The sequence below is a fragment of the Singulisphaera acidiphila DSM 18658 genome (genome assembly GCF_000242455.2).
GTDB lineage: Bacteria > Planctomycetota > Planctomycetia > Isosphaerales > Isosphaeraceae > Singulisphaera > Singulisphaera acidiphila.
The window spans coordinates 5333458-5357944 of sequence record NC_019892.1 but is presented as its reverse complement, the minus strand read 5'-3'; the positions used below and the strand labels follow the sequence as shown (position 1 = coordinate 5357944).

The window sequence follows — 24487 nt, the reverse complement described above, 5'->3', positions numbered from 1 at the left end:
GGAGCAATGATTGCCGAGGTTCAAGCTATGGCAGATCTCGTCAGTCAGTGGGACCTAAACGCCTCGGCTGTCAACGATTCCCTCCTCTGCCCGATCGAAGACGAATTGGTCGTCCGATACGGCTCCGTGGAGGGCCTCAAGCTCTCCAGAGAGTTTGGCGAGGTCTTCAACGGGACGACCGGGCCAGGCCCGGTGCTCACCCTGGGCCCGACATGAAGTCGCGGGATAACCATCGAGGTGAAATCACAAAGAGATTCGGGGCAGTCGGGACAACCGAATCGCATGGCGGCCGGTCCTGGCGTAGCGTTGAGACATCTCACTGGACCAAGGCAGGCAGTCGGACGCTGAATTCGCTCCCCAGTCCGGTGCCATCGCTCGCCACCTGCACGCTCCCGCCGTGCATCTCGACGAGGGTCCTCACGAGGGACAGGCCGATGCCCAGACCGCCCCGGGAATGGTGCGTGGACGATTCGACTTGCGTGAACATCTCGAACAAGCCAGGCATCATCTCTGCGGAGATCCCCTCGCCGGTATCCCGCACGCGGACGACGAAATCTCCTCCATCGACCGCGCCGGTGACCGTGATACGGCCACCTTTCGCCGTGTATTTGGCGGCGTTCGTCAGGAGGTTCCCGAAGACTTGTTCCAGTCGCGTCGGGTCGCCTTCAACCACCATCGGCTCGCGGGGAACGGAGACGGTCAACTCGTGCTCCCTCTCCTTGACCACGGCGGTGACGGACTCTTCCGCTCGGGCGATGACGGCGGCGAGGTCTATGACTTCCTTCCGGAGGTGGATCTTCCCCTGCGAGATTCGGGAGACGTCCAGCAGATCCTCGATCAAGCGGTTGAGATTCTTGACCTGGTGGCCGACGACCCCGAGAGCCCAAGAGCGATCCTCTTCCGAGCCCATACCTTGCAAGAGACTGGTGGCCAGACTGATGGTCGAGAGCGGAGTCCTCAACTCGTGGGCCAGGACGGCGATGAACTCGTCCTTCCGCCTCTCCGACTCCTCCACCTCCCTCTCGGCCCGCCGCCGGTCGGTGACGTCCTCAATGGCGAGGAGAATCAGTTCGAGTCGGCCGCCGGACTGCAAGCGACGCGCGTTCAGGAGCATCGTCCTCGGGCCGATATGCTCGAAGTCGCGGCTCACCTCGAAATCATGGAACGACGGATTCCGGAGCAGAATCTCCTCGAGCAGCGTCCTCAGCGCCGGGATGTCCCATTGTCCGTCCCCCAAACCGTAGAGGTATCGGCCTACGGTCTCGTCGGGGGAGACATGGAACGTCTCGTAGAACGAGCGATTCGCCGACCTGACGTGGAGTTGCGAGTCGAGGACGAGGAGCGGCTCTCGCACCGTCATCACGATGCTCTCAGCGTATTCCTTCGCCGAGTCGATCGCCAACTCGGCCTGTCGCCGTTCGGTGATGTCCCGAAAAATCAGCACCACGCCGACGACGTCGCCGTGATCGTCCTTGATCGCCGCCGCACTATCGTCGATGGGCCGCTCGCTGCCGTCTCGGGCAATGAGGAGGGTATGGTTCCCCAGCCCGACGGTCAGCCCTCGCTCGATGACCTTCCTGACCGGTTGCGCAACGGGCTCCCTCGTCGTCTCGTTGATGACGCGAAAGACCTGCTCGACCTCCACCCCGGCTGCGTCGGCGAGCGTCCAGCCGGTAAGCGTCTCGGCGACGGGATTGAGGTAGTTCACGCGACCGTCTCGGTCGGCGGTGATGACGCCATCGCCGATGGAAGAGAGGGTGATTTGGAGCCAATCACGCCGGTCGAAGACCGTGTCGCCTGCAGGTCGAACGGAATCTGAATCCGGAGCATTCGGCATAGACAGTCTTCCATCTCATATTTATTATTTTATCCCACTTGAAAATGGTCGCCCATGTGTTCGGGAAGTTTGAAGCGGTTCGCAAGTGGCTTCATCCGGCTTGCCATCATTCATTGGGGCATCAGAAAGGGATCTTATCCTGTCGTGCAAAGCGAGGCCAGACAATTCGGTGCATTTCGATTGCTACTCACGGTCCCGTTTCGGATCTGGACCTGTTTGCAGTCGTGCCGGCCGGGCTGGTTCATGCGTTGTCCGGCGCGGAGTGTCCCACCCTCGCCGAGATCGTTGCCGGAGCGCGGCCCGGGAGAGGGGCTTCCGATGCCCCATAGACGGCCCTCCAGGCACAGCCAAGACTCATCAAACCACTTTATTATTTTGCTTAAACTCCACTCAAACAGATCGACAGAAATCGAACAGTAGATCCACACGCAATCACACTCAATAATCAAAAACAAACACACAACCACTCAACATAGATGTAAAATTTATTGCAATAGTATATATCAAAATCATAACACCCATATCCATCCAGCTTCGCAAGTAGTCGCTCCAAAGTCCACTACTGAATATTTTTGCAGCAAACTGGGCGGTATCATCATACCGCCCCACGGCGGCGGCGAAAATGACGCCCGTTGCGTTCAAGCCTCGCGAGATCGAGAGTCTCTATGACCACGGTGTTCAGCAATAGCGGACAAGTATTGGAACAAGCGGACGACAGCATACCTAAGACTAAGACCGCAGCCGTTTTCGGAGCCGGCATTGCAGGGCTCAGCGCGGCACACGAGTTCGCCCGCCTTGGGTATCAGGTATCGGTGTACGAAGCCAACAACGAGGCCGGAGGGTTCTTCCGAAGTGCTCGGATCCCGGGAGATAAAAACATGCCCTCCGAGTACTCCTGGCACGGCATGGGCCCCTGGTATCACAACGTGTTCGACCTGCTAAAGCAGATCCCCTTCGATGAGACGGGGAGTGTGTACGACAAGGGCCTATCGCGGCCGATTGACTTCTGCCTTGCCCCCGATACTCACAAGGCGGCTTTTTACTCCGGAGTGATGCGCCTGCCGAAGATGTTCCGGATGGGACGGTGGGAGGGCGTCCGGTGGGCCTGGCTCCTACTTAAGACGTGGGCGTCCGACCGCCGGTCTCAGGAGCACTACTCCAGGCTGAACGCCGCCGAGCAGTGGAAGCCCGTCCTGAGTGACGTAGGCTGGCGGACATGGAGGGCGTCCTTCGGGCCGTGGATCGGATCCGATTGGACCAACGTGTCGCTCCATCAGGCGGGTCAGTTCTACCGCAAGCAGTTGATGACCAAGCCCTCGCATCCTCACAGAGCCGACGACGAAGGTCCCGCATGGACGCACGGAGCACGTGACGGCTGGCTGCTGCTGCGCGGACCGAGCAGCGAATGCTGGTTTGACAAGTGGGTCTCTCATCTCAAGATGAACGGCGTGAGGTTCTTCTGGGAGGAGCCCCTGGACAAACTCCATTACGACGGAACGGCCATCACCGCCGCGCAGCTCGGATCGGGTGCCAGGGTGCAAGCCGACGTCTACGTGCTAGCGACGACCCCATTCGCCGCGGCAGATATCCTGGAGCGGACCCCGGCACTCGCGGAAAAAGAGCAGTTGCGCCTCTTCCGCCCTCTGACGCAGGGCGGTCCGCACACGCAGGTCTCCTTCCGAATCGCATTCTCAGAGAGGATCGCCTGGCCCCGCGAGCGCACCGCAGTAATCATCGCGGACTCTGAGTTCAATCTGACACTCTTTGCCCAAGAGCAGGCGTGGGGAGCAGACGTCGCTCTCGGCGACGGCGTGAAATCTCTGTGGACCGGCACCGCATGCGTGGCGACGATCCCGGGCCGGCTCTACGGTGTGCCTCTCATCAGGTGTACCAAGGACCAATTCATCGAAGAAGTAATTGCACAGTTGGAAAGCTGCGAGGGTCTCGATTTATTGATTAAAGAGGCCAATAACGGTCGCAGCTGGAAGACGGTTCCGAGAGTCAGGATCGAGGTCTGGCATGGGTGGCTCTTTTCTCCGGACGGGATCAGGCCACGCCAGCCGAAGTGGGTGACGACCACCAACACGCAGCCGTATCAGCCCACCCAGGCCACTCCGGTCCCCAACTTGGTCCTGGCAGGGGCGCACACCAAGACGGGAGCCGACGTGTGGAGCATCGAGGGTGCCGTCGAGAGCGGCCGGCGTGCGGCCCGTGTCATCGAGCCAAGCGTCAAGGTAATCCCTCAGTACAAACCTGCGTGGCTTCAGGTCATCAGCGCCGTGGATAACGTGTGCTTCGCCATCGCCGCGCCACACGTTCTTGACCTCTTCGTGATCGCGTGTGTCGTTGGATTTGTATTGGCTGCCATTTTTCTGTGGCTACGGTAGCGCAACAACCAAGACGAACGCATCATTGAGATCACCACCGTCAGCCGTAAGTTGATGCAGGAAGAAGGGCTTGCTCTGAAGGCCCCCCCCCGATCTTCATGCCGTGCTGAGCGGGACGACTGAGCCATGACTGGGGCAGTCGGATGAGTCGGTTCCAATCGACTCCGACTCTGCACGGCCCAGTTCGCTGCTCCGGCGCCGTCGCCTCGGCTCGCAACGAAGGCGGGCCGAGTTCGTTTCTTCAAAGTAAGGAGGTTCAGCGGTCGGCGTTTTTGATCTTCTCGCCGACGTTGTGTGCAGCGTCTTTGGTCTTCTCGGCAACGTTGTGCGCGGCGTCTTTGGTCTTTTCGGCAACGTTGTGCGCGGCGGTGCCAACGTTGTGCGCAGCATCCTTGGTCTTCTCGGCAACGTTGTGCGCGGCGTCCCCGACCTTCTTGCCGACGTTGTGTGCAACGTCCTTGGTCTTCTCGGCAACGTTGTGCGCGGCATCCTTGACCTTCTCACCGGCGTCGTGAATCCCCTCACCCACCTTTTTGCTCGTGCTCGACATGATCTGCTCCTGTTTCGATGACAAAAGTCACAAGAAAGGCCTTCTCTCGCGAATCCTTGCGAAGCAGGGCCACCTTGACCTTCAACTCCCCATCCCACTTGTGAGAGCGGGAGTTCTAAGTCTATTGAATATCAAATGCTTCCAGATTTCAATGAATTTTGCTTTGGTTTCGCGAGATTCTCCAAGGTCATTCCACCAAGCTCAACAGCCCCTCCTCGCCCTTCTGGATAACGTCGTCGGTCACCCTGGGGAGTAGACCCCCTTGAATTACCTCGCTCAGCAGCCTCTAAGGCCGGCCGGCCAGAGACCCAGGTGCTAGGCCGAGTGCGTCCCGCTCTGGAAATACTGCTCCAGCAGGTCGGCCGCCCGGCCGACCCCATCCTCGGCGCGGATACGTCCCCCAAATTCGGCGGCGCGGCGACGCATGGCTTCGTCGGTGATCATGCGCCGGATGCTCTCGGCCAGATTCTCGACGTTGAGCCTGTTGTGTGGAATCGGCTTCGGGCCGACCCCGAGAGCATGCACGCGTCGCCCCCAGAACGGCTGGTCGGCCATGAAGGGCACCACTAGCGACGGCACGCCGGCGCGCAGGCCTGCGGCGGTAGTGCCGGCTCCGCCGTGGTGGACGACCGCCGACACTCGAGGGAACAGCCACGAGTACGGCGCGGATTCGACCGAGAAGATGCGGTCCGAAACAGGCGAGGCCAGGAGTCCCCCCCAGTTAGTTACCAAGACGCCGCGCTGACCGCATTGGTCCAGGGCCCGCAGGACGATGCTCGTCACACGGGCAGCATCGCGGTCGTGCATGCTTCCGAAGCCGATACAGACCGGCGTCGCCCCGGCGTCGAGGAAATCGATCAGGCCCGAGGGCGGTTGCCAGCGAGGATCGGGGTCGAGGAACCAGAATCCGGAAACGTGGTGGTTGACGCCCCAGTCAGGTGGGGGCGGCACCACGTGGATGCTGTAGCCGTCCAGGCACAGGCGTGGAGCCAGGAAGGCCGCGGCCGGGCCGTAGAAGGGGATCGGCGGCAGGCCCAGCACGTCGCGTCGCGCCCGGTTGAGGGGCGGCCCGAGCAGTAGCGACATGCCCAGGCCAGTCATAGCATACGTCGCCAGGTTGTACGTACTCGAGCCGGGGACGCCGTGCGGCCAGGGCCGAAACAGACAGATCGGTCGGAAACGGCTCGGCGCGACGGGTTGCAGCGAGGTCCAGACCACCGGCAGATGCTCCCGATCCGCGACCGACTCGGCCAGGAGAAACTCGGTGTTCGTGGACAGGATCACGTCGGCGCCGCGGCAGGCGAGCCAGCAGCGGTGCAGCAGATGTTGTAGCAGCGGCCGGCGCAGGCGCGCGAACTCGCACAAGAAGGCAAGGGCATTGCTGCCGGAATGTAACATGCGGTCGCCCGTGTCGCTCGCCTGGAGGGCCTGGCCGCCCTCTTCCAACGAGAAGAATTCAAGGCCGTGGCAGCGGACGAACCTCTCGAAGTCCGCGTGCGTGGCCAGGCACACCTCATGGCCGCGGGTTCTCAGACCGGCACCAAGGGCAACATAAGGCTGCACATCGCCGAGGGAGCCTGTAGTTGGGATCGTGATTCGCATCGTCCCACCCCACGCTCCGCGTAGAAATACCTCAGGCGATCCTTGGCCCAGCGGCCGGGACCAACACCGTCAGATGCGCCCCAGGAGCACGAGGATCAGGATGATGAGCAGCACCAATCCCAAACCCCCGCTCGGGGCATAGCCCCAATTCCGGCTGTGCCCCCAATTGGGGAGAGCGCCCACAAGGAGCAGGATCAGAATGACCAGCAAGATCAAACCAATACTCATTGGACACCTCCTTCGATCTTCGACAGCTCGGTGAAAACCACCGCAGTGAAAGCGACCGACGGCCTCAGTCGCTTCTCCTATCGTCGATTATAGACACCTCCGCGGTCAATCCTCGGTCACGCGGCGCCACCGCGGCGGCTCGGCCCGCAGGTCCTGGATCTGGAAGGTTGTCTTCTACTCTCCGTCGCGCTCCCAGCGTAGCGCCACCACGATCGGATAGACCGGGCTCTCCCCTTCGCTCCCGCTCGAGTTTGCCCGCGAGTGACGATCGCACGATGCCGCCTTATGACCGAGTTCGCTCCAACGGTCCCCAGTTTGGCGGATCGAGCGGGCAGGACAGATCGGCCCAGCCCCCATCCCCAAAGGATTCAACACGAACGGCCAGTACATTTCGACGACCCAATATTTCACGCCCACTTCTACCGAATGCACTTTCATTCCTGCACCCATAGATCACCAATCGAAGCGATATTTTTCCTCGGGGTTCGATTTGGGGAATCACGGGAACGACTCCCAATTTCGACCCGAGCAATACCACCCCACAGACATTTGCACCAACGCACAACATCAAAAAAAATCTATTTTTTATTTCAAGAGATTGGCTGTTGGGATAATTTCCAGCCAAGGCCACCTCCAGGGACACGATGTCGCATATCCCCAAAAAATACAGTTTCCAAAAAACATGACATGCTAATTTTCACAATTCCTCTCGGGCTCCAATTCACTGACGATGACGCCAGCGACCATTAGCGCGGCTCCGACCAATGCCAGCGCAGGCATCCGTTCGCCAGCAATGCGGCCGACGACGTCCGCCCAAATCGGCTCGCCTACGTAAATTACCGTGGCACGCGTTGGCGACACCGACTCCTGCGCCCAGTTCATCGTGAATTGTATGGCCGCGCTCGCAAGCCCCATCCCACACACCAGCATCCACGAAAAGCCGGGCATCGCTTCCCCTGTGATTGGCACCAGCATGAAGGCGATCATCGAGGTGATGGCCACCTGGACGAGGTGTGACGCGCCGACTGTCCAAGGTCCCGGCGAGTCGGCCAATCAGGATAATCTCGGCAGCGATGGCGATCGCACCGAAGAGCGTCAGGACTTCGCCCCGGCCCAGCCCAATCTGTCCAGCATCTGGACCCGTTAGGAGCACAAGCCCTGTAACGCGAAAGCGATGCCGACCAAACTCATATCAGTCGCGGCGACTTCTTAGCACGCCCCATTGAAGCAGCGGCACCATCGGCACGTATAGGGAGGTGATGAAGGCGGACTTGCTGCTGGAAATCGTTTGAAGTCCGCAAGTTTGGAGACCGTAGCCAAGGAAAATCGCAGCCCCGATCGCCATGCGCGCCAAAACTTCACGGTGGTTGAGACCCTTTAATGTGTGGGCTGAAAGAAGCGTGGCAATCGCAGCGGACCGCTAACGGTGAGTGCCTTTTGGACGGCGAGAAACGTCGCCCACACACCATCGTCACGACGACGAGGGCTACTTCCTGCCGGGCGAGCTATAGTCGCTCAACTAAGCTGTTTCCACCCATTTCACGTCTTTGCTCGCATTAAACCCAGACTTAACGCAAACGGCCATCATGCGCCTACTCCGCGCTTCCGGTGCCTGAAACTCCTCCATCAGGCGGATGGTCCTGAATCATCGAGGAAAATCACCCTCCCAGCCTATCCGACATCAGCCTGGCGATGGCCTGCGATTCGTCGTCGAGCTGGTCGTTACGCTTCAAGGCTCAGACAAGTTCGGGCCTCCGCTGGTTCGTTGCTCTCTCATGATCGACACAGAGGCCAAAAAATGTCTGCTTGCCACGGGAAGGTCATACTCTAAGGAGTGGCGACATGGCAGCCCCCCCCTGTGTCTACCCCGACCACCCCGGTTCTCAAGAGCGATCGTCGGCGAGTCACAATGTTTGCCCAGAGTGGCTTGGTAGCAACCAACACGATCTCGGCACTCTGCCTGGCCAGTGGGCACCGGCCCACACAGAAGCAAATTTGAATACGATAAATAAGCAACTCGGAATCACTTTGCACTGGGGGCAACCCAAGATGCAGATGTGGTCAGCGTCGACCGACAGCACGATGGATGTCGCCTGCATAAGACAAACTAAAAGTTAAATTTGGTGATCTTGCACATAAGGACTTACTGAGAGAGTGAAGCGAAGACGCCCCGGCGCGGCGAGAGCCGGGGCGTCTTTGTGCGTCAGATGGGATCCACCGAATCGAGGTCACGGCAAGCCGTGCCGGTTGACGTTGGAAACGCGTTCTTTGATTTTTCGTCGAGCAGGCGGAGGAGAAAATCGCCGACAGCCGATGCCTGGAGCAAGAACCGATTGGGACATCTGCTTTTTGATTTGCTGATCGACAATTTCACGGGGACTACACAGTCGGGTTCGCCTGTCCGTAGGATTCCTGCGACCCTGGGACAGCCTGGGGCTTCAGGGGATTTGGCCAAGTTTTCAAAGGTGCTCAGGCCACCTCCAGCCGACCAGTTTTGACAGACAAAAGAACACGGCCGCATAATGTTTATGCTAATCACTGAATTTAAGCTATTTTAAATTTTCTGGATTTTTTGATCTATTCTTGTATTGCCAACATCTTGTGCCCCCTCGCAGAATCCTTACAGGAGGCATCTTCGATGTCTTTTGCGCGCCGAACCCTGGGCCGAATCCTGCCCTCAGTGCGAACGCTGGAACAATTTGAGTCCCGGGTCTTAATGGCGACCGCTCCCCCTCTGGGGACGGCAGCGGATTTCGTGGTCCTGGCCGGTTCGACGGTGACCAATACCGGAGCGTCTGCTCTCGTCGGGAGCCTGGGGGTCAGCCCGGGGAGCGCGATCACCGGTTTTCCTCCGGGGAGCGTGACCGGGGGGACGATCCACACGGGTGATGCAGTCGCGGCCCAGGCTGAGGTTGATCTCACCACCGCGTATAACATTCTCGTGGGAGAGGCGCCCGATCAGGATTTGACAGGTCAGGACCTGGGTGGAAAAACGCTCACGCCGGGAGTGTACCAATTCACGTCGTCGGCCCAGTTGACGGGAATACTGACTCTCGACGCCCAGGGCGACCCCGATGCGGTCTTTGTTTTCCAGATCGGGAGCACGCTGACGACGGCGAGCGACTCCTCCGTTCTCCTGATCAACGGTGCCGACGCCTGCAACATCTATTGGCAGGTGGGAAGCTCGGCGACTCTCGGAACAGGGACTGCGTTCCAAGGAAACATTCTCGCGCTCCAGAGTATCACCCTGAACACCGCTGCCAGCATCGAGTCCGGGAGAGTTTTGGCGCAAAATGGTGCGGTGACTTTGGATACAAACGCCATCTCCAACGTGTGTGAAACACCGACGCCGACGCCAACGCCGACGCCGACGCCAACTCCAACACCGACGCCCACTCCAACTCCGACGCCAACTCCAACTCCAACTCCGACGCCCACTCCAACACCGACGCCCACTCCTACACCGACGCCCACTCCAACTCCGACGCCCACTCCTACACCGACTCCAACACCGACGCCCACTCCTACACCGACGCCAACGCCTACGCCTACGCCTACGCCTACGCCTACGCCTACGCCTACGCCTACGCCTACGCCTACGCCAACGCCAACGCCTACGCCTACGCCTACGCCAACGCCTACGCCCACTCCAACTCCAACTCCGACGCCCACTCCTACACCGACTCCAACACCGACGCCCACTCCTACACCGACTCCAACACCGACGCCCACTCCTACACCGACGCCAACGCCAACGCCGACGCCAACGCCAACGCCAACGCCAACGCCGACGCCAACGCCGACGCCAACGCCAACGCCTACGTCTACGCCTACGCCCAGCCCTACGCCAACGCCGCCCCTGACGCCAACGCCCAGCCCGACGCTGACGATATCTCTCCAGCGATTCGGCTACCACGCGAAGCCGACGATCCTGGTGCTCTCTTTCAGCAGACCGCTCGATCAGGCACGGGCTCAGGACGCGAAGAACTACCGCATAACGACTCTAGGCGGCCCCGGGCGGGGTGGGTCGCTACATGGGCACCTGATCGCGATCCGTGCGGCGAGATACGACCCGGCTACGTTCACCGTCACGCTCCACCCTGCTGAGCGGCTCGACATCCATAACCACTATCTCCTGAATGTCAACATGACGACCACGGGCGGTTTGACCGGACCGCAGGGCGAGTCTCTTGGCGGGAATTTTGCGGCAGTGATTTCGCGGAACACGCTGGTCGGATCCGCACCGAAGAGTTCCAACACCCCGTCAGTCCGGCGGACGGTGCACCCTCGAATGACGTCGCTGTCCCGATTTGCAACGTCAATGAATCGGCGGTTCAAGGGTGGAATTGGCTCATCTTAGTCCCCGCCCAACGGCTCGGAGGCGGGAAGGGGCAGGAGCCGGTGGACCTCGTAATCCCCCACCTGATCGGCTCCTGTCTCTTTTATCTCTTTACGTCTACACATGCACACTTCAAGATTATTCGATTCACGTGCCTGACGCCGGGACGACGGCCCCCGGCGGCCCGCCACCAGCTGGAGGCGGTACATCGTCCGTGGGCCATGAGGATGACGGTGACGACGGTGGGCAGCCTCCAGGCGAAGTCGAGTCGGCGATGCAGCGGTGCTGCCAGCAGGGCGGCGACCCTGGTGTGATTGCGGCGGTGTAGCAACCGCGATCGTGCCAGGAGGGCGGGGGCAATCTCAAGCCGCCCGGATTTCCTCGGTACTCGGCCTTCGATTCGGCGAAGAGAGCGTCGCGTAGAGGCAGAGCCCCACGAGGACCATGGCCGCGATCAGGCTGCGTTCATGATAGAGGATCTCCGGCCAGGTCGGTCGACGGGCTCCGGGCAGGCGGTTCAGGCGGTCGAGCGAGACCGCGGTGATCCATTTCTCGTCCGATTGCCGGATGAACGCCATTGGCTTCAAGAACGAGCGCACCCAGTTCAGGTCCAGGCCGTCGGGAACACCGTACACTTCCATCAGTTCAACGGCGGACGCGGTCGTTTCCACCGACCCTACCGGCGCCTTCAGGTACGTCTTGAAGCCGCCAGCGAGTTGAAAACCTCCTCCGCTCCGGCTGTGGAACTTCCGCAGCCATTTGTGGACCCGGTCGCGATACCGGGCGGGGTCGGCGGGGCGGTCGATGGCCTCGAGAAGTCGCGTCACGAGTAGCGTCTCCGCAATGACGTCGTAGGGGCCTTTCGCCATCAGGCCGTCCAGGGTGGTGAGCAATCGTTTTTCCAGGTAATCGCGATCCTGGGCGGTCAGGTTGCCGAGCAGGATCGAGGCGCGGATCACCCAGTCTTCCTGGGACAGGCTCAAGATCGGTTGCTTGACCTGGATCTGATGCGGGTCGTCGAAGAGGGAGTGTCGTCGACTCTCGTAATCTCTCAGCAGACGGATCTGGTCGGCCCGGATCAGCCCGACCCTGAACGCATTCCCCAGGATGAATGGGTTTTGCTCGCCGGCGATCTCACGGGCCAGCAACCGGCGAGCACCGGAGAGGTCTGGGTCGAGCTTCGATTCGATCGCCCAACGTGCCACGATCTCCCAGGAACGCCAACTGGAGGTGGAGTAGGGAGCTTCGTGGAAGGATTCCACGAAAGCCTTGATCCGAGCTGGGGTGGCCGGCCGGAGGAGCGGATTCAGGAACCAGGCGGACAGGGAGATCAGAAGGAGGGCCAACAGCGCGGCACTCGGCCAGCGGACGACCGGGGAGACTCGTCGCCCCGCAAGCCCATTCAGGTCGCGGGCGTAGCAAGCCAAAACGAGCATCGCGCCGCCGAAGAAGACGACGGCGATGACCTTCTGATCGAGGAAATGGATGTCATTATCGCCGGCGCTGAAACTAGCCGTGAGCTGCCCGAGGAGCATCAGCCCCGCCATGCAGGATTGGCCGATGAGCAATCGATTCCCCAGTCCGAACCTGGCGAAGGAGGACAGGACATAGAGCAGCACCCCGAAGGAGATGATGTAGAAGAGGAACAGCAACCAGGTCGCCCCAATCCACACCAATGCAATTGTCGCCGCGAACACCAGGTAGGCGGGCCACTGGTGCCGCTTCCACCACAGGAGCACGGCATCGCTCTCCGCATGGGCGTCGTCGAGTCCTGGGTGATTCTTCCGCTGGATACCGTGGATCTTCGCGACGCTGAAGATCGAGGCGCCGAGCAGCACGAACAGGCTGATGGCCGGGAAGGCCAGATAGCCAAACAACTTGACGCCCCCCGCGACCGGGACCGTCTTGGCCGCCGCCTCGGAGGCCCGACACCCGGTGAAGAACGGCAGCGGCAGCAGGGCCGCCACGCCCCTGAGGAACGGGGAAAAGCACGCCAGGGGGTCATCCTGGCGCCGGCGATCGACAGTCTCCAGCCGCTCGCGGACGGCGGCCTCGAACCGCCCGGGTTCGACCCGGTAGGCCCGCAAGGCGTCTCGCAGTTGGTCTTCGGGAACCGGATTCAAAAAAGGCATGGGAGCAACCCTCCGATCGACGAAGCGGGGAGAGAGCCACCGAGCAGACGGCGGAGCGTCCGTCGCGCCTGATACAGGCGAGCTTCGACGGCCTTGGGAGTGATCAATAACAGAGTGGCGACTTCGTTGACGCTGGCTTCTTCCAGGTAATGCATCAGCACGACCTGGCGTTGCCTGGCGGGCAACCGGGTGATGGCCCGCCGCAACGAATCCAGGAGTTCGGAAGATTCGGGGTCGGGCGTGACGGCGATCGTTTCGAGGAAGGCCGGTTCAACTGTCATGGTGCGGGCACGTCGCCGACGACCCCGCGCCCAGTTGCGGTATTGATTGAGCGCCACACCGCGGAGCCAGCGTCCGAAGACTTCCGGATCCTCCCAGTTGTCGCGACACGATGCGCGGCGCACCCAGGCTTCTGCGAAGCTGTCCTGCGCGATCTCGATCGCGTCAGCCCAGGGAGCGCCCCAGGAGGCGAGCAGCCCGATGAGCGGTCCCCGGTAGGCGTTGATGAATGTGGTCAGGTCCATAGCGATCCTTCCTTGATCTCGAAGTGTCCGGACCCTCGCCCAATCACGCAAGATTCTCGGAAGATCATTCTCAACCCCATCCGGGAAGGAGTCCGCCCCATCGATGCCCAGACTGGGGGCGGCCGTGCCCGAATTCCTTCGGTTTTTGCAAAATTCGGGACGATCTGGCACTCGACCTCGGGGACGAGACGATCTGGGCCACGGGCATTCACCGGTTCTGGAAAGCGGGGCTGGGCTGGACGATGGCCCGCGACCTCAAGCCCGGCGACGTGGTCCGCACGATCGGGAACACCGCGACGGTCAGCGCGGTGGAGGAAGGACCGGTCGAGCCCGTGTACAACCTGGAGGTCGCGGGGGGCCAGAGCTTCTTCGTCGGGACGCTCGGGGCCCTTGTGCACGACAACAGCCTCGTGCAGCCCGTCGCCCGGCCGTTCGATGCGAGCATCCGAGGGGAGAACGACACTCCCGGAAATTGAGGCCGCCTCCTGTCGGCAGCTCACAAATCCAAGCGGAATCAGTAGATTTCGTAACCCGCAGCGAAAAGAGCAGAGTAAACGAACAACCCTCCCCCCAGGATCATCAGCGTGACGCCTCGCACCCATTCGGGAACCCGGACCAGGAGGTGCCCCATGACAATGTATGTCGGAAATACAACGGACGCATATCTTGCCTGACTATGCATGCACATCTCGAAACCGCGCGTTAGATAAGGAATCGCCAGCAGCGGGACAGCAAGGGCCAGCTCGTACTCGGTCAGCCACCGTCGCCACCATCCCCAACCGGTCGAGAGAACTCCGACGCCGAAGTAGATGGGGTTCATGAACTTCCAATTGAGCAACGGGTTGGGAGGGTCGAAACGTGCCCAATAACCTGGCTGACTGGGATCATACACGCCCCAGACGGGTTCCCAAGAGAGAAGCGCCAAGAGTTTTTCCTTCAACGGAACCTGGCCCCGCATCCTGAAGGAGTCATGCGCCTTGGCAAATGCCAGCGCATCATCGAATTTAAAATCAAGATAAGCCATGTAGACAATAAGTCCCGAACATGCGATCGGGAGCAAATACGCCAAGGCCTCAACCCGTTGCCGTGCGGAGGACCTCTGACGCATGACGTGCAAGGCCAACGGCAGCACGAGCGCAACACCGACCGGCCGGGACGCCGACGCAACCCCCATGATTCCTGCAATGAATATGAGCGGCCATTGTCGCTCTATGGCGTAGAGGCTCAACAGAGCAAGCAAGAGAAACAGCGATTCGGTGAATGCCATGCGAAAAAAAAACGTGGTCGGCCAAAGTGCGAGCGACAAGAATGCGTAACCTTGCCAAGAAGACACGTCCCATCGTCGCGGCGATGAACGCGTATCCTCCTGCGATAATTCCGGACGTGGCAGCTCCGGCTGCGTCTCCTCTGTCTTGCGAACGGAGAGATACCTCCCAAAAACCGCATAGGCGGCCAAGAGGCATCCATACGACACGAGGATGAGCGACATCACAGCGGACAGGCCAGTCAGCCCGGCGACGAGCCGTCCCAGCAGGGGATAGAGGGGGAAAAAGGCCACCGTCCCCCCCGATCCGGACTCGTAGTTGTAGCCCTCTTCAAGCAAGATCTTGTAGACGCGCCCGTCGAAGTGGGCCGTGGAATCCAAGAAGCGACACGACTTGTTCAGCCGCCAGCCTGCCGCGAGCCCGGTGAAGACGAGGCACGTGGTCAGGACGAACAAAGCCAAGACACAAAACCCGTCGATCTCTTGCCTGCAAAAACGTCGCATGGGCCGCCTCGATCGACGTGAACTTCCCCACAGATGGCCTTGTTCTTCTTTCGAATTCCGTGCCACCCGACAGCCTTGGCGGGGCCACGGCCTCCCATCAGCAATTCAAGGAAAACCGTGGCCAGCAGCTTATCCGCCACCCAATAAGCCGCTTCAAACCCCTCCACGCAGCCGCCTGTTCCAGAGGAACGCCTCGCAGCAGGCAATGCTGATCAGAAGAAGGGTGGCTGCGGCAGCATAATGTCGTCCATAGGCAGGCGCCATCTCGGCGGGTCGGATCCGGCACCGCTTAATCCACACGGACAGGTCGTCCATCATGCCCTCGCCACCGGGGACTGCCTGCACGGGCGGCGTTCTGACATCTTCCATATTATGTTTGAGCCAGCCAGGTGACGGCTGAAAGGAGAAGAAATCCTCGTTCACAGGCTCGGCTGATATCTTGGAAACCACAGCTTCGGAGTCGATCATCAGCCGCTTTTGACCGTCAGGTGTCGGCGCATTGAAGTCGAACTGTTCACTTCGAATCCGCGCCGGGCACCAAAGACCGGGAAGTATCTGCTGATGTTCCGTCATACTATACCGCGACATCAGCGCTCCGCCTGCCAAATCATGGATCTCTCGCTTAAGAAGCCGTGCTCCATGGGTGGCGTCAATCCAGAGATAGTCTTTCCCTTCACTGAACAAGACATGGCACCAGGCACCTGCCACGTACTCGAGACTCTCCCGCACTTGGTTATGGGCCTCCGATTCGGCGACCTCGGTAAGGATGCAGGGGGTGTCCGTCGGACGAGGCGGCCGGCGGCCCGAGAGCGGCCATATCCCCGTCGATACGAAAAAAAACTCGGTCGCCATGGTTCCGTCGAGCGGCTTATCCGCGCCGTAGGAACGCTGTGCGAATGACCGGTTCAGTGCATAAGTAATCGTCTCTTGATTCTTGTCAAAGTAGCACATCTGTCGATACGGGTCGTCTTGCCAATCGATGGATTCCGTGGCATGGCCCGAATCATGGTAAAAGAAGCAGGGGGCCTTGGCCACAATCCGCCGATGCACCCCGGACTGCGAGTAGTCTGCGCTCGCGCTTCCTGGACGCATATTAATGCTGTATTCGATCGAGAGGGTCGTGAGCTTACGGTAATCCTTGAGAAGTTCTCTGAGCTGTTTCGGCGTGAGAGTCGCCTTCGGCGCTTTTTGCTGCGCATCTCCCGGAGGAGAAGGGAGCGAACCCTGCTTCGTCTCGGCTTCACTTCCACGAGTCGGCGGAATCACGCAGACTGTGATCAATATTGCTATGACGATTCTTGGGATCATCGCGTCCTCGGTTCATACTCGAGAGAGTCTTCCGCGTCCTCAGCCCAACCGTCACAAATTCAACGCCGTCGTCGCCGCCACGCATAGATCAGGACAACGGCCACGACCAGAAGGGCATTCACGCTGATCAGCACAGTGCGGGACAACGTTGGCCCCTGACCGACAGGAGTTTGCTGGCCAACCGACCGCTCGATCACCCGGTCGAGATCGGCCGGGTTCGCCGGCACCGTGTAATTGATGAATCCGCTCTTGGTCTTGTTAGCGCCCGGCAGCGTCGCATCGCCGACGATCATGCCGGGGCGCAGATAGGCGAGAGTGAAATCAGAGTCAGGGATGTCAGCGAGGCTGCACGACTCAACGTGGTATTTCTCCTCCATGACCACGGTCTTGGAGGGTGTCTTGGGCAGGCTCTTGTACTGATAATAGGACGCTTGGCACTTCATGGGCAGCCAAGGACCATCGTTACCGCCAGCGCGTTGGATGTCCGACAATTCCACCCTCGCGATCAGCGTGCCATCCATGCGTTTCACCTCGTGCCTTCGCAGGGCGTACGCTGCCTCCTGATCCAGGTAGAACTCATGTCGCGCCTTACCACTCCAGCCGATATAGGAGCCGGTCTCGAAGACAAGCCGCAGACAGGGCTTCTCATCCAATCGGGTCGTTTCAACGGTAACCAGCTTCTCACCATCGTTGACCAACGCCAGGACCTCAGGCACAAATAACGTCGTGACATGGTCCTTCTCGAACTTCGGCATTCGGAAGCCGGCTCGCTCAAAATAGCTATCGAAGAGGACGTTGTCCGTGTTCTTCGGGAAGATTCCTACCACAAACGGATCTTTTCCCACAAACGTTGACGAATACATATAGATACGCTGTCCGTCATAGGACTTTTCCTCATACAATCGCTTGGACTCTCCCGACGCTTTCTCGTTGATGTCCCGCAGCTGCTGCGAGAACTCCCTGCGGAAGTAGTAGCGGCCAGCCTTGAACTTGTAGTCAACCTGCTGCTCTTCCAGGGCGCCCGAATCGGAATTATCCACAACCGCCTTGGGCAGATGGGAACGCAGCCCTTTTTCCACGAGCTGATATTTCCATTGGATTGTAATCGGCGACATCTTCGCTGCATTCTGCTCGAGAGCTTCCCTCACTTGAGCGGGAATCTCGGCAGCGGACGATTCAAGCGAAACGACCGCGAGGCAGGCAAGCGACTGAAACAGCAGGATGCGAATCGCCCTTGCAACAGAGGCGCAAATACCCATACCAAAACACTCCGTGACTTGTGTTCTCGAATCCGAGAGAAAGCTGGCTCTTTTCCCAACCGAAGTGGGTGGATAATCATCGGGTGCGACCGACCTCCGCAATGGGAAGTCGGCCCGGGCGCGGGAGGAGAGGAGGGATAGGCGCGAGCAACCGTGGCGGACGGAGGCACCCGGCCCCGTCCCTTTCCCAAAACCGCAACCCCTCTCTCTGCTCTTGGAGAAAGCCGCCAGCGGCAGTGATCCACTTGCCACTTAGCGCTGCGAATTCCCAGGGGTTGTCGTTCCGCCTCAGGCGAGATTGGGGCAGGAACGGGTCGCTTGATTCCGACACCGAATTCAATGGGCCTGCGCATCATCGAAGAAAACACCGGGAGTCCGCCTGAATTCGATCGTTGTGGAAGCGGTTCCGACTGACGGACTCGGCGAAGGAGTCCGCCGTTCTACCCCCGTCCAGCATCGTCGGCGTAGTTGGCGGACGCAGGAATGCGGGCGAGGATCGCACGACGCTGATGAAACCGCAATCGTACAGCGAGATAGCCGCAGATCAAGACGCCCGCAACGGACCAAGCGACATAAGGAAGTCGCGCTGTGCGGTGCTCGTCCTGCACGAGGAGGATAAATCCTCTCCATTTCCGAAGGAACACTTCCACGTCATCCTTATTCCATGTCACGAACCCACCGTCGATGTAATCGACTTCGCTCGGAGAGGCACCGCTCACAAGCACAAAATAACTCCCTTTCTCCCGACTGGAGTCGAGGAGAGCGATCCCCGGCAGAGGCCCGCGTGCGAGGCTGCGCAAGTCGACTTGGACGACGACGGCATTGAGCCCATATTGCCGCGCGACGTCGCGAAGGTCGCGTAAATTCGCCGCGCGATCGCATCCCCCGAGCTGCTCGGACAACTCGTCATAGCTGACCGAAACGCCATGGTGTCTCAGGAAGAGGTACAGCGAGTTGATCCCGTCGCAGCCAGGCCGACGCCAAGCTTCCTTCAAATCCTTGACGGAGCCTATCTCCATGCGGCCACGTGATTTGGCAGCGTCGCCACCGTCTGCGCGTGTCGCAGGACAACAGAGCGCCGTCAAGAAGAGGAATATAACCGCAGAGAAAGGCGCCGGCCCAGGAAGCCCTTGCCGCCCCGAAGTGCGCCGGAAGACCCCGAAAAGGCAGACCGCCAGCAATCCAGGCGCAGAAATCGATAAGACGTAGTTCGTCCAGATCCGGTCATGGGGACTGACCTGGAGATAATAGAAGGAGCCCCCCTGCCCCAATAGCCACTCGGTCGAAGCGCGAAGGATTTCGGCGGACGTGGGATCAATATATTGCACGTCACCGTCCACGATGCCAACCAGGACGACGAAATGCTTCTGGCCCGCGCGCGGCCCCGAGAGAGGCCGGCCGGGCGAACCGTAGGCCAAAACAGGGAAGCGGCACGTTCGCAGCTCCTCGATTGGCGATTTCAACACGACCGCCGGAATACCAAGCCGCTCACATCCCTTCCGAATCTCCAGAAAGCTCTTACCCCCAAGGGAATCACCGCCTATGGCCTCCTGGACCTTATCGTAGCTCACATCCCAACCATGCATTTTCACAAACACATACAATGCATTATTTGCACAAACGGCCCGCCGCTCGGCCATCTGGCGGTAAATGCCATAGCCCCCCGACTCCGGTTCGAGCGCTTTCGCGGGCGAATCGGTGAGGTGATCGGCCGCTACCAAAGAACAAGACAGAGCAATCACAACGAAAGAGCCAAACACCAACGCCTTCACAGTGATCCCAGCGCGACCTGAGGCCGCACCCCGCATGCCGGAAAACGCACCCATGGCAATATACCTCGGTCGCAATGTCATCCACCCTATCTTAAAACGCGATGCAGGGTTCTCTCTCGACGGAAAATCAACAAAGAGGTCATCACCTCTTTCTCTGAAGAAGTCACCACAAACAGGCGAACCTCGAATCGGACCGCTTGCCTCCCGGCATCGCCGACATGCCGAGACCGACTTGCCGGGAATGACCTCCGTGGGAAACGGCTCGCCGTTACACCACGGAGGTCGACATGCACGACGATTTCAGGGAGGGTGTCGACGGGCCCTCCGAGCCCGAGCCTTGCTTACCGATGCTCCAGGCTCTTCCAGGCCCGCGACAACCGCCTAGTTCACCATGCGCACGGCATCGAAACGCCGGGCATGCTCCGCATTACTGATTATTGATTACACTTGGGCGGCGGAGCGCCGAGGCAAGACGAGCAGTTGTAGATCCACCCTGCTCCGCCACAAGGAACTAGCCCGGTCACCACGCGTTGGTCTGTGCCAGATTCCGCATTTGCCGTTTGGGAGAGAAGAATCGTCGTGGGACAGTAGAAAACGCATCCGAGGCTGCAAAACGCGCAATTGAATGGGGTGCTGGTATATCCCCCTCCCCCAACGAGCGTGGCCGACTCCTCGTCAGAGACTTCAACCGATGCAGCGCGAGAATCCGCCGTTACCCAGTAACCGGCCGCAAAGGCCAGTCCGAGTACGGCGGCCACCGCCAGAAATGACCGACGCGATGCACTTGGAACCATGAGACACATCTCCGCGGGTTGGGGGCCCAATACCAATGACGAGGCCCGTGGGTTAGCGTGGCCTTGATTCGCCACAGACACGAAAACGATGCTTCAATCACGGCCATTTCTACTCGGACGACTCCGATGACTCCGACCTTTTCTCGGCCGCCAAATTGACCACGCGAAGCGCATGGGAGTTCGGACAGAAGTCCGCGAAGAAATTCCGCTCGTCCAGCGTGCAGACACGCGAGCGAACCGCTTTCAGTGCAGCCTCCAAGGTTTTCCGTGGCGGCTGAAGCGCTTCGGGCATGTTAAAGAACCATTCAATCACATGCCCACCAATCAAGATATCCGCCCCAAGCGTATCCTTCGCCGACCAGTTCTGAGGGGCACCGTCGGGAATCAGCCCATGAATCCAGTCAATCGGCCAAGTCCCATCGGGCCGCTGGGTTGATACGGCCAGCTTGACCGCTCCCCTGAGGAATTCCTCGAGCCGTCCTCTCACGTCCTCGGAAAGGATTTGATGCTCCTTATCGGCGCGGTGCAGGATCGTCAAAAGGATCAGACGATGGCTACCGCCACAGGCGCTATGCACCAGCGATCGCGAGAGAAGTTCGTTGGTCAGGTCGTCGAACGAATAACGATCGCCAAAGCGATTCTTCCATTGCCGAAGCGGCGGAAGATAGAGCGCATAGGCTAACCCCGTCCATTCGAGCTCTTTCTGGTGAAGGTCGAAGTTCGCTAGTGAATCCTGAAGCACGTCCTGCAAGGAGTAAGTGAGCCCATCCAACTGGAGAGGATAAGTCAACGGCAAGCCAAGCTGGGCGAGACACGCGAGACATTGGTCCCGATGCGATTCGTCCCCAAGCGTCCCCAGCCGAGGATCTGCGGGCACCGTCGGGAATCGCACCCCTGTCCGCACTGGGATCGCGACCAACTGCCCCAAATATTTTTGACTCTTCACGTCGTTGGAGATCACGCCGAGCAGATCGACCTTCTCTTCCGGATCTCCGAGGACCACCGTCGCATTGGTCCCTTCGATATTCATCATATGCAGAAACACGCTAACACTCGGAGCGAACCCTTGGGGAATCTTCCATCCCTTTGACAGCCAGGGCAAACTCACCGGCTGAACCGCCAGTCCGGAGGGAACATTGAGCCGCAGTTTAAGCGGTTCATTCACCGGTTTTTCTTCAGGTTGCCCAAGCAGTTGCGACAGAGTCAATGCTTGGACTTTCCCCTTCGAATTCTCCTTGGATTCAGACCGCCATCGGGCAAATCCGATGCCACCCAGGAGCCCGATCATCACAACAGGGATCAGCCATGCGACTTTCCGAACGAAGTTTACGCCATCCAACCTCGGATGTTCGTGAGGCGCTCTTTCGATGCTTGACATCGTGATCTCTGACCCCATAGTGATTTCACTTTTTAATTTTTGCCAGATTAATCACGATCTGAATTGCATGTCAAGGACTCGGATAGGTGTGCTCACGAATTCTCAAGGTTCAGGAATTGGGATCATGGCCCTCGGCCGACGGGCCGAAACCCCGACCACGAGGTTGATCCCTAACCTGTTGGCAAGAATGGTGATAGAGCATCGCAATCAGGTCTGGCCGCCCGTGGGACCTGGCCTGATTGCCGACACTTGGCCGACCGAAAAGCTCGCACAACCAACACATCTCGCCACGACAAATAACTCCTCAACATCCTGGCGACATGGGATGCGGCCATGAGGAAAAGGAATACCGGCGGTCTTCAGCACCGATCAGGGGTGCGCAATCTACGGCGTGGTCATTCACCGGTCGACGGGAATCGGCCGAAGCCTCGCCGAGGCCAGGTCGCGGGTCGTCAACCCCACGTCACGAGCGCAGGAGAGCCAACCCTGGCCATATCGCTGGCAGAAGTGGACGGAGCCCACGAGGCCGAGTCGTCGTGCGCGAGCGAAGCGAATGAAACCTGGCCGCGGTGAATTCCGCCAGCTTTCCAGCTGACCACCGCGGTGCAGTCAACGCACTCTATCCATGCCAAAACAGCGAGCGTTCTTCAATTACTATATGATTTCAAAACAACGGCATACTAATTCAAAAACAGCATAACCAACAACAATCATCTCTCAGTGACTATCTCGAAAGGTCAGGCTTCACCGGGAAAGGAAGGACACTGGGGTGCCACGGGTTCCGTACTCGGACCCCGTGCGTCCCAGGCCAAGGCATTCCCGCATGGGGTCCACGTACGGAACCGCATGGGACCCGGAAGGTGAGCAAAAACTCCGGCGCGGTTCGCTTCTGAGACAGACTCTTAGAAAAAAATGTTGCCGACGCCATTGGCCTCGTCGTGTGAACCGGCCGCTGTCCACGAGCATCGCCTTGAGCGGCCGGGGGGGACGCTTTCCCCGTCGTGACTGTTCGCCCCATCGACGATGCGCACCTCCACCTTCGGCTCATCCGCGCCGGGAGCGGGCGCGAACGCCTTCAGCGAGGCGAACATCGTCGATTCTCCGTGCCAGGGTCAGCCGAGCTTCTTGGTCATCACCGTTTTGGAAACGGACCGGTGCGCCTTCCGACCGGTCCCTAACCAGGGGGTAGCTCGCCGTTCCCCGGCGAACTCAGGAGAAGTACCGCACAGCGCGGGCGGCGATCTCGGGATAGTCGATCCCGAATGCACAGCCATCGCGGAGGGCTTCCAGATCGGTCTTCGACGCCGTGCGGGCCGATTCGGGGAGCGCGCGATAGAGGTCGCGCGAGTGCCCGTAGTTGTCTTGCTCGAAGTAGGTGACGTAGCGGGAGACGTCGCGGAAGGCGAATCCGGTCGTGGCGACATTCGCGTCGCAGGAGGGGCAACCGGGGCACATCGTCCGGCGGCTGGCGAGGACGACGTCCTTGAGCCGATCGACCAGCGCAACCTCCAAGGGGCCTTGATAGCCGTGCGCCGAGGCGATGCTCGACTTCATCTGATCGAAGTTCCGCACCGAGTTGCAGATTGCGCTGATGCGTGCGTCGCTCCAGACGGCCTGGAGGAGTGCCTGGTGGGTCGTCAGGCCGAGCTTCTCAAACTCAGGGAGCCGCTTGGGGACGTTCCCCGCGTGCCGCAGGGTTTTCATGGCGATCAGGCCGATCCCCTTTTCATGGCAGGCGGTCAAGGCCCGGTCGAACGCCCCTCCGCGCTCATAGAAGGGGGTGTACTGCACCATCAGCGCGTCCAGGAATCCCCCATCGGCGGCGGCCTGAATGTATTCAGGCCCGCCGTGGCAGGAGAACCCGACCATCTTGACCTTCCCCGACGCCTTGAGCGTTTCGGCCACCTTGCGAAAAACGTCGCTCTTGCCCCAGTTGACCGACTCAGCGCCATAAACTTCGGGGCAGAGCTGGTGAATGAAGTAGAGGTCGATGTAATCGGTGCCGATCGCTTTCAGCCGCACGTCGATCATCTCGAGCAGCTCTTCGGGCCCCTTCTTCGTGGGGTAGTCCTTGGAGACCAGGAAGATGTCCTTGCGCCGTTCGGGGTGGGCGGCGAACCAACGGCGATAGATCTCTTCCTCGTGAGCCTGGCCATACTTCTGCGCCGTATCAAAGTAGCGCATGCCCGACGCCCAGGCCCTGTTGATGAGCCCGGGCGCACTGCTCGTCTCCATGTCGCCCCCCATGGCGAGCATCGGCACCATCGGGCCATTCCTGCCGAGCTTTCTCGTCGGCAGCAATTTCACTCCACTTGCCTGATCCTTCGCCACCAAGGGATTTTGCCCCGGCTCCTCCCCTTTGACCGCCCCTCCCGCCAGTGCCCCCACCCCCATGGCGCCGATTCCCTGCACGATCCGACGACGACTGAATTGATTCTCCGGATTCATGGTCATTTCCTCTCCAGAAAAAAAGGGGAGTCTCGGCGGACCTGTGCAAGCTCAGAGGCTCCGACCCCTCGGATCGCCTCAAAGGGTTGTGTCGTTTGCTTGAGTAGGAATTTAACAGAGGATCAGGGGGGAAACAATTTGTTTTCGATTTGCCAAACCAA

General features: G+C 59.9%; 18 protein-coding genes and 1 pseudogene. 4 read left to right on the top strand and 15 right to left on the bottom strand.

Translation table 11 applies throughout. The annotated features are described in order from the left end of the window. Positions 1–27: 27 nt before the first annotated feature. Positions 28–216 (top strand): hypothetical protein, encoded by a 189-nt coding sequence (locus SINAC_RS21135; RefSeq protein WP_015247634.1) that lies wholly within the window; start codon positions 28–30, stop codon positions 214–216. Positions 217–316: 100 nt separating this feature from the next. Here SINAC_RS21135 and SINAC_RS21130 read toward each other — a convergent pair whose 3' ends face one another. Then, on the bottom strand, positions 317–1837 hold the full coding sequence (locus SINAC_RS21130) for a sensor histidine kinase (protein ID WP_015247633.1): 1521 nt from the start codon (positions 1835–1837) through the stop codon (positions 317–319). A 665-nt stretch (positions 1838–2502) separates the two neighbouring features. Between SINAC_RS21130 and SINAC_RS21125 the strand changes: the two genes are divergently transcribed. Continuing rightward, positions 2503–4224 carry an FAD-dependent oxidoreductase gene (locus tag SINAC_RS21125; RefSeq protein ID WP_015247632.1) on the top strand — a complete coding sequence of 574 codons (1722 nt, stop codon included), beginning with the start codon at positions 2503–2505 and terminating at the stop codon, positions 4222–4224. A gap of 256 nt (positions 4225–4480) precedes the next feature. Here the strand turns inward: SINAC_RS21125 and SINAC_RS21120 are convergent, their stop codons facing one another. From SINAC_RS21120 to SINAC_RS41945, 5 genes and pseudogenes are all read right to left on the bottom strand, one after another. Then, the gene (locus SINAC_RS21120) at positions 4481–4774 is read right to left on the bottom strand and encodes a Synuclein (RefSeq protein WP_015247631.1); all 294 of its coding nucleotides are present in this window, start codon (positions 4772–4774) and stop codon (positions 4481–4483) included. Between the two features lie 315 nt (positions 4775–5089). Beyond that, a complete protein-coding gene (locus tag SINAC_RS21115) occupies positions 5090–6376 on the bottom strand; it encodes a glycosyltransferase (RefSeq protein ID WP_015247630.1) in 1287 nt (428 codons plus the stop codon). Positions 6377–6445: 69 nt separating this feature from the next. Next, the gene (locus SINAC_RS38990) at positions 6446–6604 is read right to left on the bottom strand and encodes a DUF3309 family protein (RefSeq protein ID WP_015247629.1); all 159 of its coding nucleotides are present in this window, start codon (positions 6602–6604) and stop codon (positions 6446–6448) included. Between the two features lie 174 nt (positions 6605–6778). Then, positions 6779–7042, bottom strand: coding sequence for a hypothetical protein (locus SINAC_RS21110; protein WP_157579445.1), 264 nt, complete (start codon positions 7040–7042; stop codon positions 6779–6781). A gap of 252 nt (positions 7043–7294) precedes the next feature. Next, positions 7295–8073, bottom strand: a pseudogene (locus SINAC_RS41945) (DMT family transporter). Positions 8074–9242: 1169 nt separating this feature from the next. On the opposite strand from SINAC_RS41945, the gene SINAC_RS41940 reads away from it, so the two are divergent. Then, positions 9243–10964 (top strand): ice-binding family protein, encoded by a 1722-nt coding sequence (locus tag SINAC_RS41940; protein WP_015247626.1) that lies wholly within the window; start codon positions 9243–9245, stop codon positions 10962–10964. Between the two features lie 341 nt (positions 10965–11305). Here the strand turns inward: SINAC_RS41940 and SINAC_RS21100 are convergent, their stop codons facing one another. After that, positions 11306–13075 (bottom strand): hypothetical protein, encoded by a 1770-nt coding sequence (locus tag SINAC_RS21100; protein WP_015247625.1) that lies wholly within the window; start codon positions 13073–13075, stop codon positions 11306–11308. Beyond that, positions 13063–13599 (bottom strand): RNA polymerase sigma factor, encoded by a 537-nt coding sequence (locus tag SINAC_RS21095; protein WP_015247624.1) that lies wholly within the window; start codon positions 13597–13599, stop codon positions 13063–13065. The genes SINAC_RS21100 and SINAC_RS21095 overlap by 13 nt, the downstream gene beginning before the upstream one ends. Before the next feature lie 242 nt (positions 13600–13841). Here SINAC_RS21095 and SINAC_RS40075 point away from each other — a divergent pair, with 242 nt between their 5' ends. Further along, the gene (locus SINAC_RS40075; protein WP_015247623.1) at positions 13842–14075 is read left to right on the top strand and encodes a Hint domain-containing protein; all 234 of its coding nucleotides are present in this window, start codon (positions 13842–13844) and stop codon (positions 14073–14075) included. 38 nt (positions 14076–14113) lie between these two features. Here the strand turns inward: SINAC_RS40075 and SINAC_RS21085 are convergent, their stop codons facing one another. The 7 genes from SINAC_RS21085 to SINAC_RS21055 form a co-directional block, all read right to left on the bottom strand. Next, the gene (locus SINAC_RS21085) at positions 14114–15244 is read right to left on the bottom strand and encodes a hypothetical protein (RefSeq protein WP_244884895.1); all 1131 of its coding nucleotides are present in this window, start codon (positions 15242–15244) and stop codon (positions 14114–14116) included. A 276-nt stretch (positions 15245–15520) separates the two neighbouring features. After that, positions 15521–16675, bottom strand: a complete 1155-nt coding sequence (locus SINAC_RS21080; protein WP_015247621.1) for a hypothetical protein — start codon at positions 16673–16675, stop codon at positions 15521–15523. 59 nt (positions 16676–16734) lie between these two features. Beyond that, complete coding sequence (locus SINAC_RS21075) at positions 16735–17934, bottom strand: hypothetical protein (protein ID WP_015247620.1); 1200 nt, start codon at positions 17932–17934, stop codon at positions 16735–16737. A gap of 440 nt (positions 17935–18374) precedes the next feature. Continuing rightward, the gene (locus SINAC_RS21070; protein ID WP_015247619.1) at positions 18375–19760 is read right to left on the bottom strand and encodes a cysteine peptidase family C39 domain-containing protein; all 1386 of its coding nucleotides are present in this window, start codon (positions 19758–19760) and stop codon (positions 18375–18377) included. Between the two features lie 849 nt (positions 19761–20609). After that, the gene (locus tag SINAC_RS21065; protein ID WP_154673932.1) at positions 20610–21665 is read right to left on the bottom strand and encodes a hypothetical protein; all 1056 of its coding nucleotides are present in this window, start codon (positions 21663–21665) and stop codon (positions 20610–20612) included. 1115 nt (positions 21666–22780) lie between these two features. Beyond that, positions 22781–22969, bottom strand: coding sequence for a hypothetical protein (locus SINAC_RS21060; RefSeq protein WP_015247615.1), 189 nt, complete (start codon positions 22967–22969; stop codon positions 22781–22783). Positions 22970–23087: 118 nt separating this feature from the next. Beyond that, positions 23088–24326: an aldo/keto reductase gene (locus SINAC_RS21055; protein WP_015247614.1), complete on the bottom strand. Its 1239-nt coding sequence runs from the start codon at positions 24324–24326 to the stop codon at positions 23088–23090. Positions 24327–24487 lie beyond the last annotated feature (161 nt).